At 33.9% G+C, this 14,435-nt stretch carries 7 protein-coding genes; 5 read left to right on the forward strand and 2 right to left on the reverse strand.

Annotation, left to right across the window (positions count from 1 at the left end):
- Positions 1–44: 44 nt before the first annotated feature.
- Positions 45–1,184 carry a cystathionine gamma-synthase gene (locus tag C1S72_RS08800; RefSeq protein ID WP_104735241.1) on the forward strand — a complete coding sequence of 380 codons (1,140 nt, stop codon included), beginning with the start codon at positions 45–47 and terminating at the stop codon, positions 1,182–1,184.
- A gap of 69 nt (positions 1,185–1,253) precedes the next feature.
- Here the strand turns inward: C1S72_RS08800 and C1S72_RS08805 are convergent, their stop codons facing one another.
- Positions 1,254–2,039, reverse strand: coding sequence for a THC0290_0291 family protein (locus tag C1S72_RS08805; RefSeq protein WP_104735242.1), 786 nt, complete (start codon positions 2,037–2,039; stop codon positions 1,254–1,256).
- A gap of 227 nt (positions 2,040–2,266) precedes the next feature.
- Here C1S72_RS08805 and gdhA point away from each other — a divergent pair, with 227 nt between their 5' ends.
- The 4 genes from gdhA (at position 2,267) to C1S72_RS08825 (ending at position 9,225) form a co-directional block, all read left to right on the forward strand.
- Positions 2,267–3,610, forward strand: coding sequence for an NADP-specific glutamate dehydrogenase (gene gdhA, locus C1S72_RS08810; protein WP_104735243.1), 1,344 nt, complete (start codon positions 2,267–2,269; stop codon positions 3,608–3,610).
- A 116-nt stretch (positions 3,611–3,726) separates the two neighbouring features.
- On the forward strand, positions 3,727–6,078 hold the full coding sequence (gene porZ / locus C1S72_RS08815) for a type IX secretion system anionic LPS delivery protein PorZ (protein WP_104735244.1): 2,352 nt from the start codon (positions 3,727–3,729) through the stop codon (positions 6,076–6,078).
- Positions 6,078–6,794 (forward strand): DNA repair protein RecO, encoded by a 717-nt coding sequence (gene recO / locus C1S72_RS08820; RefSeq protein WP_104735245.1) that lies wholly within the window; start codon positions 6,078–6,080, stop codon positions 6,792–6,794. The genes porZ and recO overlap by 1 nt, the downstream gene beginning before the upstream one ends.
- A gap of 22 nt (positions 6,795–6,816) precedes the next feature.
- A complete protein-coding gene (locus C1S72_RS08825; RefSeq protein ID WP_104735839.1) occupies positions 6,817–9,225 on the forward strand; it encodes a TonB-dependent receptor plug domain-containing protein in 2,409 nt (802 codons plus the stop codon).
- Positions 9,226–9,275: 50 nt separating this feature from the next.
- Here C1S72_RS08825 and C1S72_RS08830 read toward each other — a convergent pair whose 3' ends face one another.
- Positions 9,276–14,366: an InlB B-repeat-containing protein gene (locus tag C1S72_RS08830; RefSeq protein ID WP_104735246.1), complete on the reverse strand. Its 5,091-nt coding sequence runs from the start codon at positions 14,364–14,366 to the stop codon at positions 9,276–9,278.
- Positions 14,367–14,435 lie beyond the last annotated feature (69 nt).

Here is a 14,435-nt window from a genome sequence, read left to right on the forward strand (position 1 = left end):
AATACACCAATTAAAATATAACTTTGTGAAAACAATAGTTATTTATGAAATTCAATACGAAAACAATTCATGGTGGTCAAAAACATGATCCTGCTTATGGTTCTGTGATGCCACCAATTTATCAAACATCAACATACGCACAAAATACGCCAGGAGGACATAAGGGATTCGAGTATTCACGAACACACAACCCAACGAGACAGGCACTGGAAAATGCTTTTGCTAGTATTGAAAACGGTGAGTTTGGGTTGGCTTTTGGTTCTGGTCTAGCTGCTATTGATGCCGTAATTAAGTTATTAGAACCAGGAGATGAAGTAGTTTCAACTAATGATTTGTACGGTGGATCATACAGGTTATTTACTTCTATATTTAAGAAATTTGGTATAATATTTCATTTTGTAGGTATGGAAAATGCAACAAATATTGAAAACTATATAAATGAAAAAACCAAGTTGATTTGGGTTGAAACACCAACAAACCCTATGATGAATATCATAGATATTAAAGCCTGTTCAGATATTGCTAAAAAGCACAATTTATTATTGGCAGTAGATAATACGTTTGCTACTCCTTATTTACAACAACCACTAGATTTGGGAGCCGATATCGTGATGCATTCAGCTACAAAGTATTTAGGAGGACATAGTGATGTTATTATGGGAGCCTTAGTAGTTAAAGATAAAGAACTGGCAGAAAGACTGTATTTCATTCAAAATGCTAGTGGTGCGGTTTGTGGCCCACAGGATAGCTTTTTAGTATTAAGAGGTATTAAAACATTACATATTCGTATGCAGCGTCATTGCGAAAACGGACAGGCTGTAGCATTATACTTAAATTCCCATCCAAAAGTTGAAAAAGTATACTGGCCAGGATTTGAAAATCATCCAAACCATCAAGTCGCCAAAGAACAAATGAATGGGTTTGGAGGAATGGTTTCGTTTACAACTAATGGCAATAATTATGAAGCAGCCATAAAAATTGTTGAAAAATTAAAAGTATTTACTCTGGCTGAATCTTTAGGAGGAGTTGAATCTTTAGCGGGACATCCAGCGAGTATGACACATGCCAGTATTCCAAAAAAAGAACGTGAAAAAACAGGTGTCGTTGATTCACTCATTCGTTTGAGTGTAGGAATTGAGGATGAAGAAGATTTAATTGCCGATTTAAAACAAGCCATCGGATAAATAACCTAAACGTCTTAAAATAAAAAAGCCAAGTTTTAAACTTGGCTTTTCTTTCTTTTTTTATGGTGATTAATCTAGATAATATATATAACCAAAGTTTAACCAAACTAACCAATCATTATGCTTGTTTGAATCTAATTGATGATTTAAACCATCTATCCAGTCACTAAAATAATATTGCCATCTTAAATCCAGCATTAAATCAGATAGTTTTGTAAGCTTGTAACGTGCTCCAATACTGGTTACTACAGACCAAGTACTTCCTGAATCTGGATTGATCGACCCAGGTTCCCATTTACTCCAGAAATTAGTGTGATCAGCAATAGTCTGTGTACCATAGGTTGTATAAGCTTTTGGATTGTATGATGTATAATGAGCTCCTAAACTTACAAAAGGTGCTATACGATAACTAAATGCTTGAAAAGATCGAATACTTTTTGGGAAATATTCTAGTTGCATACCAATATCAAAATTGTTGGCCTCACCAGTGTGTCCTCTCAAACGGTCATCATCTTGGTAACCCGCTCTTGGTTCTTGCCATTGACCAAAATGCTCGAGTTTGGTTGAGTTGTACGATATTTCGCTACGCAATTTGAAATGGTCATTAAAATAAGTATCTGTTGAATAACAATTACAATCTGCTCTGTAAGCAAAATTAATATAGTGAATAAGACCAATACCATAACCTGAATTACCTAGGTTAGTTTCTTCGCTATTTCTTACTCCAAAATCTGATCTGAATTGAACAGGTCCAACAATGGCACCAATTTCATGAGAAAACCCTAGCTGCGAAAAGCCAAATTGTAACCCAGCGATAAAGGCCAAAGCTACGGTTAATTGTTTCAAATTGAACATAGTATAAATTTCAATAATTTAGAGCAAACTGTTAACAAATATATAAAAACGCCTTTATCTACCAAATTTATTGTTGAAATCCAGTTGCTTATGTAACAAATTAACGAATAATTTATTATTTCTAGATGTATTATGAAAAATAAAAAAATGATAATTCTTTTTTAAAGATAATGTATATTTGTGCCCATAAATTTTAATATTATATATATTTCTTAAAAACTAAAGAAATGAAGGACAAAATCAATGCTTTTTTAGATACTGTAAAAAAAATAAATGGTCACGAACCAGAATTTTTACAAGCTGTTCACGAAGTTGCTGAAACGGTAATTCCGTTTATTGAGGCAAACCCTAAATATCAAGATAAGATGTTGCTTGAGAGAATGATAGAGCCAGAACGTACTATAATTTTTAGAGTTCCTTGGGTTGATGATAACGGTAAAACTCAAGTTAATAGAGGGTATAGAGTAGAATTTAATTCGGCTATTGGTCCTTATAAAGGTGGTTTGCGTTTTCACCCATCAGTGAACTTAAGTATTTTAAAATTTTTAGGCTTTGAACAAGTATTTAAAAACTCATTAACAACCTTACCAATGGGAGGCGGAAAAGGAGGAAGTGACTTTGATCCAAAAGGTAAGAGTGATAATGAAGTCATGCGTTTTTGTCAATCATTCATGTCAGAATTGTTCAGACATATTGGAGCTAATACTGATGTTCCTGCTGGTGACATTGGTGTAGGAGCTAGAGAAATTGGTTACATGTTTGGTCAATATAAAAGACTCCGAAATGAATTTACTGGTGTTTTAACAGGTAAAGGAATGTCTTACGGTGGATCTTTAATAAGACCAGAAGCTACTGGTTATGGTTGTGTGTATTTTGCTAAAAATATGTTGGCTACAAAAGGTGATTCATTTGAAGGAAAAACAGTGGTTATTTCAGGTTCTGGTAACGTTGCACAATATGCATGTGAAAAAGCTACTCAATTAGGAGGTAAAGTTGTTACTATGTCTGATTCTTCAGGATACATTCATGACACTGACGGAATTGATGAAGATAAGTTAGCTTTTATTATGGAGCTTAAAAATGTAAAAAGAGGAAGAATTAGTGAATATGTTGATAAATATGCAACGGCTACATTCCATGCCAATGAGAGACCATGGTCTGTTAATTGTGATATTGCCTTACCATGTGCAACTCAAAATGAATTAAATGGAGATGAAGCAAAAATGTTAATCAATAATAATGTTGTAGCAGTTGCAGAAGGTGCTAATATGCCAACTACTCCAGATGCAATTGAAGCTTTCCAAAAGGCTAAAGTTTTATTTTCTCCTGGAAAGGCATCAAATGCTGGAGGCGTTGCTACATCAGGACTTGAAATGAGTCAAAATTCACTTCGTTTAAACTGGACACGCGAAGAGGTTGATGCTAAATTGAATCAAATCATGAATGATATACACGAATCTTGTGTAACTTATGGAAAACAAGATGACGGTTATGTTGACTATGTAAAAGGTGCAAATGTTGCTGGCTTTGTAAAAGTTGCTGATGCTATGTTGGCACAAGGAGTTGTTTAATTATTGATTTTGAATAATACTAGAAAGCTTTCTAAATTTTAGAAGGCTTTTTTGTTTTTAGATATGAAATCTTTACTAAACTCGTTAGTATTAGATATATTTGAAAGTAGATGTATATGAGTATGATTAAAAGGGTAGTAATTTTAATAATTTTGATAATTCCAATTACAGGATTTTCACAAGATTTTTCAAGTGAATGGCAAGGACATTTTTCGTATTTAAATATTAAAGATGTGTCAAGTGGAAACAATAAATTATATGCAGCAGCAGAAAATGCTGTTTTTGTGTATGATACTCAAACCCAGGAAACCACAACGCTATCAACAATTAATGGACTATCCGGAGAAACCATATCGCAAATACATTACAGTGAAGCCTATCAACTATTAATTATAGGTTATGAAAATGGTTTGATGGAAATTGTTTTTGACAATGATGATAACGTATTAACTATTGTTGATATATTAGACAAACCAACAATACCACCAAATGATAAAAACATTAATCATTTCAACGAGTATGAAGGTCTTATTTATATCGCTACAGATTATGGTATTTCGGTTTATGATTTAACTCGATTAGAATTTGGAGACACATACTTTATGGGTAATGGTGGTGCTCAAATAATTGTAAAACAAACAGCTGTTTTTGAAGGCTATATCTATGCCGCATGTCAAGATGGTAATGGTCTAAAAAAAGCTTTACAATCTAGTAATGATCTGGTTGATTTTCAAGAATGGGAAACAGTAAGAGGAGGTAATAATATAGCTATTGAAACTTTTGAAAACAGGCTATTCATACAAAGATTCAATAGATTTATTGCTGAAATTATTGACGATGTATTCTTTGACTTATTTCAATATGATTTGCGACCTATCGATGTTAGAGTAGCAAACAACTATCTAATTGTTACTACTCTAGATAAGGTTTATATGTATGATATCAATTTTACTAATATTGTAGAAATAGATGTTGATATTAATTTAGAAACTGAATTTTCTTCCGCCACTTCAATAGGAGAATTTGTTTATATAGGTACTCAAAACTTCGGGATATTAAAGTATCCAATATTGAACCCATTAGATTTTGAGGAAATTCATCCCCAAGGGCCCTTATTGAATAATGCATTTAGCGTAGATGCTACTATTGATAATTTGTGGGTAACTTTTGGAGAGTATAATATATCATATAATTGGTCTCCTCCAAGAAGCAGAGGTGTAAGCCACTTGAATCAAGGCTCTTGGATAAACATTCCGTTTGATAGCTTACTTGGTGCAAGAAACCTAAATAGAACGGCGATTAATCCCTTTAATAACTCGAAAGTTTTTATCAGTTCTTTCGCGGATGGTGTATTAGAAATTAATGATGACCAATCAACAGTGCTATTCAATAATTTCAATAGTGGATTAGAGCCAGAAAATGAACCAGGTAGTAATAATTACCCCTTGATAAGGCAATGTGCTTCAGCGTTTGACAGAAATGGTATCTTATGGACTATGACAGCTAGAGTTGGTAAGCCACTTAAGTCTTATGACCCCTCTACAGAACAATGGCAGCGATATGATTTTTTAAGTTTAATTCAAGATCCCAATGATGAATGGGGTTATAGCAATATTATTATAGATAATAACGGCACAAAATGGATTGGTGGTTATAATTTTGGGCTAATCGGATTTAACGAAAATAATTCAGGAGTAAAACTCAAGAGTTTAATGGGAGAAGATCAAAACATGCCTGCTAATTATGTTACTGGTATGGCTCTGGATAAACGAAATCAAATGTGGATGGGCACTACTAACGGATTGAGAGTGCTTTATAATACATCCAATTTTTTTACTGATGATAATATACAAGCTCAAGAAATAATTATTTTAGAGGATGGCGTGCCAAAAGAGTTGTTGTTCCAACAACCTATTTCTGATATTGAGGTAGATGGGTCAAATAATAAATGGATTGGCACAATTGGATCTGGATTATTTTATTTTTCATCTGATGGACAACAAACGTTGTATCATTTTACTAAAGACAATTCTCCTTTACCTTCAAACAATGTAATTGATACCTCAATTGATGGGTCAAATGGTATTATCTATATTGCAACTGATAGAGGTTTGGTTTCCTTTAAAGCTGGTGGATCTGAAACCCAAGAAAGTTTAGAAAACGCATTTGTTTATCCAAACCCAGTACGACCAACATTTGATATAACAGACAAAAAAGTAAAAATAAAAGGAATATCTGAAAACGTGAATATCAAGATAACAGATATTGAAGGAAATTTGGTGGCTGAAGCACAATCTAGAACTAATTTAAGATTTAAAGGTTATAATTTGGAAATTGATGGAGGTGTTGCTTTTTGGAATGGAAAAAACCTAATGAACAATGTGGTTTCTTCAGGGGTTTATTTAATCATGCTATCTGATTTAGACACGTTTGAAACGAAAGTATTAAAGGTAATGGTCGTTAGATAATGTTAACCAAAAGTAAAGTCATTGTATTATCTAAAATTAGGTATCGTGATAATGATTTAATCGTAAAATGTTACACCCAAGAACGAGGTGTTACAAGTTATTTGATTCGAAATGCGTTTAAGAGTAAAAAGAAACAAACAATTGCCTATTATCAACCATTGTCTCAATTATTTATAGAAGAGAATTACAAACAAAATCAATCACTGCAATATATTAATGAAGTGAAGTCAAGTTTTATATACAAAACACTTCATACTAATATTTTAAAGAGTGCTATGGCATTATTTATTGCCGAAGTCCTAAACGGAGTACTAAAAGAAGAAGAAAAGAATACCATTTTGTTTGATTACATAGAGTCAGCATTGCAATGGTTAGATGCGGAGGAAGTCTTTTCTAATTTTCATTTATTATTTTTATTGAAGCTTACTAAATACCTTGGTTTTTATCCAGAAATCACAACCAATCCCAAGGCAATTTTTAATTTACAAATAGGTGCTTTTGAAAAAGATGTTATTGATAAATATACTATTTCAGACCAAAACAATATTATTTTAAATAAGCTCTTGGGCATGAAATTTGATGCCTTAAATCAGTTACATTTAAATGGAGCACAAAGACGCGATTTTTTAAACATGTTGTTAGTGTATTTTGAGTTGCATTTAGGGTATTTTAAAAAACCAAAATCCTTGGACATTTTCAACCAAGTATTCAACTAAAAAACCAATGAGATTCTTAAATATGAAATTAAAGTTTCTGTTTCTATTTTTAAGTACCATTTATTCTTTTCAGGCTTTTTCCCAAACGGTTCAGGTCATTGAAAATGACACCAATATACCTTTAGCAGGAGTAATCATAGTTGGCGAACATGAGACAACTCAAACAAATATAGATGGTGAAGCGTCACTAGACATATTTGAAAATGATGAAATGCTTACGTTTAAAAACAGCTCCTACATTCAGGTTAAAATTTTGAAATCTGAAGTTGTTAGGGCGAATAATATAGTGTATCTAACAAGTCGAGTTGATTTGGATGAAATTGTTATTTCAGCATCAAAATTTGAGCAAAACTCTAGGGACATACCACAAAAAATCATAAACTTTACTTCAAAAGATATTCAATTTTCCAATCCACAGACAAGTGCAGATTTGTTAGAGAATACTGGGAATGTTTTTATACAAAAAAGTCAGCTTGGAGGTGGTAGTCCGATGATTCGTGGATTTTCAACCAATAGACTTTTGATTACTGTTGATGGTGTAAGGATGAACAATGCTATTTTTAGATCTGGTAACCTTCAAAATGTCATATCTATTGATCCATTTACAGTTCAAAATACTGAAATTACACTTGGTGCTGGATCAGTGGTTTACGGAAGTGATGCTATAGGAGGCGTTATGAGCTTCTATACTAAAAAACCTCAACTTTCATACAAGGATGATTTGTATTTTAAAGCAAATACATCAGTTAGGTATGCTTCAGCAAATTTTGAAAAAACAGGACATGTGGATTTAAATTTTGGTTTGAAAAAATGGGCTTTTTTAACTAGTATTAGTTACAGCGATTATGATGATTTAAGGATGGGAAGCAATGGGCCAGATGAATATTTAAGACCTGAATACGTTGAAATTATTGATGGGATTGATACAATTGTAGCTAATGAAAACCCTTTGGTTCAGGTGCCAACAGGATTTAATCAATATAATTTAATGCAAAAAGTAAGGTATGAACCCAAAGAAGATTTAAGCCTTGATTTGGGATTATACTTTTCTCATACATCAGATTATTCAAGATATGATAGGTTATTGCGTTATCAAGATGATAATTTACGTTCGGCTGAATGGTATTATGGACCGCAACAATGGTTAATGGCTAATTTTCAATACACCAAATTAAGAAGTCGTTCCAATTTATATGATAAGGTACAAACTACTGTTGCTTTTCAAAACTTTAAAGAAAGTAGACATGATCGTGATTTTCAATCTGAAATAGAAAATATCAGGGAAGAAGCGGTTAATGCCGTATCTTTTAATATGGATTTAGAAAAACAGATAAGCCCTAAAACGGAATTGTTTTATGGATTTGAATATGTTTATAATTTAGTTAATTCAAGCGGGCAAGAAAAGAACGTCAATAATAATTTAGTTAGTCCAACGGTTTCAAGATACCCAGATGGTTCTACATGGCAATCGGCAGCTGTTTACACAAGTCTAAAATACAAACCTACTTCAAAATTTATTTTTCAATCAGGCTTAAGGTATAATCAGGTCTTTGCAAAAGCAGATTTCACTGAAAACAATCAGTATCTAAACTTGCCATTTGATTCAACCAAAATTAATTCTGGTGCTTTAACTGGGACAGCAGGAATTAGTTGGTTACCAAATAAAACAATACAATGGAAGTTAAATGCTTCAACGGCGTTTAGGGCACCGAATATTGATGACATTGGAAAAGTATTTGATTCTGAACCAGGTTCCGTTGTAGTACCAAATGATAATTTAAAGCCCGAGTATGCCTACGGCGGAGAATTGGGATTAATGTTGAATTTTGAAAATGTTGTTATTATAGATTTAGGCACATATTACACATTTTTGGACAACGCTTTGGTTCGAAGAGATTATACAATTAATGGCGAATCAGAAATTATTTACGATGGAGAATTGAGTAATGTACAAGCTATTCAAAACGCTTCTAAAGCATGGATTTACGGCTTTGAATTTGGGCTTAAAATAAATGTCTCCAATAACTTAAAACTAACATCTCAATATAACGTTATTGGAGGTTCAGAGGAAGACCATGGTATTGAAGTGCCAGTAAGACATGTAGCCCCGAATTTCGGGAATACACATCTTATATTTAATAAAAACAGATTTATGATTGATGGATTTATTAATTACAATGGTGAATTGTCCTATAATCAGTTGGCACCTTCTGAAAAGGAAAAAGACTATTTGTATGCAAAAGATGACGATGGAAACCCTTATGCGCCATCTTGGTACACTTTAAACTTAAGAACCCAATATCAGTTTAATAGTGATTTGCGTGTTGTTTTAGGTTTAGAAAACATTACAGATCAACGATACAAAACCTATTCATCTGGTATCGCATCTCCAGGCAGAAATTTTATCTTGTCATTGAATTATACCTTATAAAAAAAGCCTTAATAAGGATTAAGGCTTTGAACTAATTAGTTTCTAACAGCTTATTTTTTTATGGCTTTTTTATGAATAACGTGATTATTTGAAAGAGTTATTTTAGCTATGTAAGTCGAACTTCCTAAATTTGATAGATTGAATGTTTCACTACTGTTTTGACCATTCAAGTTATAAACTAATCTACCTGTTAAATCAATAATTTTTATATTCTTAATTGATAAATTGTTGGAATGAACCTTAAACCTCACATAGTCGTTATCAAGTTCAATGATGCTAATGTTGTTTGAATCAAAATTTAAATCGTCTATAGATAAGGCACTAGCTCTAAATACGATTTCAAATCGATTATCAAAGACGCCTTCTTCAGTTACAAAACTATAAGGATTAGTTCTCAAATTGTGAGTAATTCCTAATAAATGATCTTTCAAATAAATTGTTTGATTGTTTTGGTCAAACATACCATCTAAATCAGCAATTGCAATTATATAATTCCCTTGTGAAATACTTTTAAAACCTAAAGGAATTATGTCAGATTCATTAAAAGGAAGACCTCGCCCTTGAATTACAAAAGCCTTGTTTTCAATCAAAGAATAAAAATTCAGGTTATCAGAAATAGCATCAAACATTCTATCTTGATCCTGTGTTGCTCCTTGTGCATAACCAACTAAAATACGATTTGCAGGTTGGTTTTCAGAAATAAGATCTAACCAAATTCTATGCTTTTCAGCATTTCTATAATTACTATTTTTTTGAGAATTATTTAATCTATAAAATTGAGAATTATCATGATTAACACCTCTCATGGTATTACTAAACACAATATTGCTTGGAGATGGGGCAGTTTCTAGCATGTTAACCATAAAACTTTGACCAGAAGCTATATATAAATCTCCAGGTCCACTAGACATTCCCATACCATTATAGGTTAAATAATCACTTTCATAATAATTAGACCCAAAATCATAATAAAAAGGATCAGTAGTTCCAGTAGGCGGATTGCCATGAGTCCAGAGATTAACAAATCCGTCGAGAACACTACTGTTTTGATCTAAAAATGTATAAGCGTCAATAGCCGAAGGATAAGGATTTCCTATTAAATTCCACTGGTCGTCGTTACCAGCAATAGCTCCTCTTGTGACTTGTAGAGTTGGGACAGGTCCATTATGAGGAATGCCATTATTAAAGTTAGCTGTGAAATTTAAATCACCAGGCATAGGTGGTGCTGTTTGTCCATTAGGTACTCTAATGATGTAGCCTACACCTTCTTGCATAGTTTCTCCAGCAGCCGAAACCCAATTACCAAAAGTACCATTGGTATTGGCAAAGGTAGGATTCCATTTATAAATTCGGTTTGTTGGCGAACTCGGTGAAACATTATTAACATTCATATTAGTGATTGGCGAGGACCAATATACGTAGTCTTGAGCATCAACTGAAGCTGATCTTTCCACGCTAATATTACCAGTATTAATACCAGTGTCACTTCCTTGAACCAGAGAACCGTTGTTGTTTATATTAAACACACCATTATTTGTAAAGTCATTATTTACATAAATGTAACGTCCATCAGTTACTGTAACATTATTAGTTGGATCTACAATTAAGCTTCCATTAGCATGAAGATTGTTTGATGTACTTGTATCGAAATTATTGTCTAGTGTAACATTGTAAAATTCTTCGGTATTGGTAGGTACATTATTATTAATTACTTGAGGTCCATCCAAAGGATCTCCGGTAAATACTACACGACCATTACCTTCATCAAAAGCGTTGACGCCTATATTATTAGTCCAATCTTCATATAGGTAAATAATACTTCCAGGAGTTCCAACACCATCATGATTCATATCCAATGAACCAGTTCCTTGAATAGTAACATTCCTCACATACAATATATCTAAATCTGAATCTATGTTCAGTTTTTCATCACTAATGGTTAAATCTTGACAATCGGCCACATAACCATATTTAGCAGCATTAGGCGAGGTATGATCAATATCACAATATGTTGTTGAGGCATTATCGATAATTACATTGGTATCTCGTTTAGGAACTGAAAAATTTTCCCAGTTTTTACAATCAAACCAATCAGTACTCACGCCACCTATCCAATGACCGGCTATATTTGCAGATCCAGTTATTGTATAAGAACTGTTACATAAGAATGAAATATCATCACCTTCTTGTCCAGAACTAGCGCTTTGTAATACCCAATTACCAGATACATTAGTAATATCAGCTAATAATGCATAATGTGTACCTGAAGTCATGTTGTTATGATATCCGTAAAATCTGTCATTTGATGTAGTACCAGTTTCTAAATACACACATTCAATATCTGGATGTATTCTCGATACTCTAGTCCCTCCAGCATTTCCAGCAACTGAAAACGGCTGAAAATTTCCTTTGGTTTGTAAACCACCTAAAACAACGCCATTAAATGTTCTAAAATTATCTGGATCTGAATCTGCTGTATCTGGGCCATCAGGTTCAGAATTTACATCAGTGAAAGTACCTTGCATTAACCAAATAGCATCTGGACTAGAGGTACTAATATTTCCAGCAAGGTTATCATTATCGTGTGATGGATTATCAAGTACAGTAAAATCACTTGTAGCATCAACACCGTTTACCGTGATTGAAGAAATATAGGCAGGAAAACTATTAGTTTCAAGGCAAATAATGGAACCTTTAGGAATATCGGAACAACCGTTATACTGCAAAGTAGCATAAGGAGGTTCTCCAGCTTCATCAAAATCATCATTACAGTCATACCATCTTCCAGTACTTATACCAGCAGGAGCGTTGTATTCGTATAATAAATTAGCCATTGTAAATTCAGTTCCAACACCAATGTCGACCATATTCAAAATGGAAAATCTATCTATTCCTCTGTTGGTAGATGGACCAGCGTAACTATCAAACCCTACAAAAACTAAATCACCAGGTATGAATGTTGTTGGACCAGAACCTCCTGAACTAACAGCAGTAGCTGAAGAGGTTATACCTGAACTCCAAGAAGTTCCAATCCGTGTAAAAATTTTAAAATGGTAGGTAACACCATTAGTAAGGCCAGTTATGGTTTCTGGAGGGGTTGTACCTTTAAAAACGACCTTTCCTGATAAAAGGTTAGAGCCAGTTCCGGCAAAATTAGGATCTGATGTATAGGAAGTCCCGTCTCCAGTTGGCGTTCCTGCTGCAACAGGATTATTGGCCCTAGCCACTACTAAAACCTCATCATAACATACAGGAAGAGACCATGTCAGGGCAATATCGCCACAACTGTTATAACTACTAAAAGAGGCTACATTATCAACATTCAGATTGGCAGTTTCAAAATCAGAAACACCAGTACTCCACATAGTGCCAACTCTTGAAAAAATAGTAAAATGATACGTGTTACCATTAGATAAGCCAGTAATAGTTGCAGAAATACCCGTACCTTTGTAAACAGCGAATTGACCAGCTAGAATGGCTGTACCATTACCAAATTGTGTGTCTGCGGTGTAGGCAGTTCCATCTCCAGTTGGTGAAGCTGTTACGGCATTTGTTTGCCTAGCAACAATTAAAACTTCATCGGCACAGGCAGGCAAATCCCAACTCAAATCTATTCCAGTACAGCCACTTGTTGCTGTAAATGATGTAGTATCACTAGGAGAACTACAAGAAAAACAGGTCCAACTTAAATTATTAATAAGTGTCCTGTTGCCGCTATTTCTTAATTCTACATCTATAAAACCAGAAACATTAACGGTTGTACTAAAGGTGGATGAACTGGTGTTGCTAACAGTAATATCGCCACCATATTGGATGCCATTTATCCACACTTGTAAAGTTGAATTACCTGTATAAATTCTAGCATAATCAAACGTTATAACACCACATCCGTTTGGGAAAGAAGTAACATTCGTAAGAGATCCATTTCTTAACATCACAGCTTCTTGTCCATTAAGGTCTTGATCAGTTCTTGAATCGGTCGCTGTCCAATCAATACCATCATCGCCAGTCCAAGTTTCAGTGCCATAAGAACTGCTATTACCTGAATTAACAAAAGATTCACTAGCACATGGTCCAACAAAAACATCCCATTGGGCATATAATGTAATGTCAGCAGAAAAATTATAAACAGAACCATCAGCATAGGTTGTACCACTGCCATCAGCTGCCGTATTCCAACTGTTAAAGGTAAAACCAGAGTAGGTAAACGAGTTAGTGTCTAAATTCGTAGGAGCACAATTAATTTGATTAGCCATTGTACCTGATCCTCCATTACTATTGAAAGTTACCGTATTTCCAGTTGGTGACCACTGCGCATATAATATTGTATTAGCGTTTATGGTAAAGGTGTTTCCAGCAACATAGTTGGTGCCAGAACCATCAGACGAAGTATTCCAACCATTAAAAGTGTTACATGTATTTATTAAAGAACCTGTGTTTCCTAGAACTGTAACTGTATCACCAGAATTATAGACATTACCGTCAGTAGGAACACTTCCTCCTGTATGACCATTGCCTTCGTAGGTTACCGAGAATGTTGAACTACAAGTATGAGAAACAGATCCAAATCCAGTCATAGTTGACCCACCTGAAATTTGATCAAACCTAGTGCTTGGATCGGTCCAACCGTCAATATCTCCATCACAAATCCCGTTATGTATTTGTAAATTATTATTTGCAGTCGAAACACCACTTCCACTCCATGAAGAACCTGGATCTGAACCACAAACACCAAATTGATCTTGGATAACTCCTCCTAAACGAACTTGAAGCGCATCATCTCCATTGAAAGAAAAACTGAATTCAGTTGTTCCACTTAAATTAGTGCCATTAATATTTGCATATGCCACAAGATCACTTGTTCCAATCACCCAAACTTCATTAGCTCTCAATATCCCGGAATCAGTGTCTGTACCACCGATTGCGCTACATGAAGCCCCATTTGTCCCTTGGTATATCTGCAAATTATTAGCGGCACTAAAAGTAATATCCGAACCAGAAACATTCATAATCTCGAGCCCTTTAGGTGTAGAACCAGAATTAGTTTCAATATATTGACTAATAATAATATCACTTTGCCCAAACCCAAACAGTATCGCGCTAAAAAAGGCTAAAAATACGAGGGAGTACTTCTTAATCATAGGGTTAAATTAATTTTTTAATGCATAAAAGCAGCTTACAAATATAAGGCTAATTGCTAATAAAACAAT

The sequence above is a fragment of the Hanstruepera ponticola genome (genome assembly GCF_002940745.1).
GTDB lineage: Bacteria > Bacteroidota > Bacteroidia > Flavobacteriales > Flavobacteriaceae > Hanstruepera > Hanstruepera ponticola.

Coding starts and splice junctions, on each gene's coding strand:
- gdhA (WP_104735243.1), top strand. CDS start 2,267: ATGAAGGACAAAATCAATGCTTTTTTAGATACTGTAAAAAAAATAAAT.
- C1S72_RS08805 (WP_104735242.1), bottom strand. CDS start 2,039: ATGTTCAATTTGAAACAATTAACCGTAGCTTTGGCCTTTATCGCTGGG.
- C1S72_RS08825 (WP_104735839.1), top strand. CDS start 6,817: ATGAAATTAAAGTTTCTGTTTCTATTTTTAAGTACCATTTATTCTTTT.
- recO (WP_104735245.1), top strand. CDS start 6,078: ATGTTAACCAAAAGTAAAGTCATTGTATTATCTAAAATTAGGTATCGT.
- C1S72_RS08800 (WP_104735241.1), top strand. CDS start 45: ATGAAATTCAATACGAAAACAATTCATGGTGGTCAAAAACATGATCCT.
- porZ (WP_104735244.1), top strand. CDS start 3,727: ATGAGTATGATTAAAAGGGTAGTAATTTTAATAATTTTGATAATTCCA.
- C1S72_RS08830 (WP_104735246.1), bottom strand. CDS start 14,366: ATGATTAAGAAGTACTCCCTCGTATTTTTAGCCTTTTTTAGCGCGATA.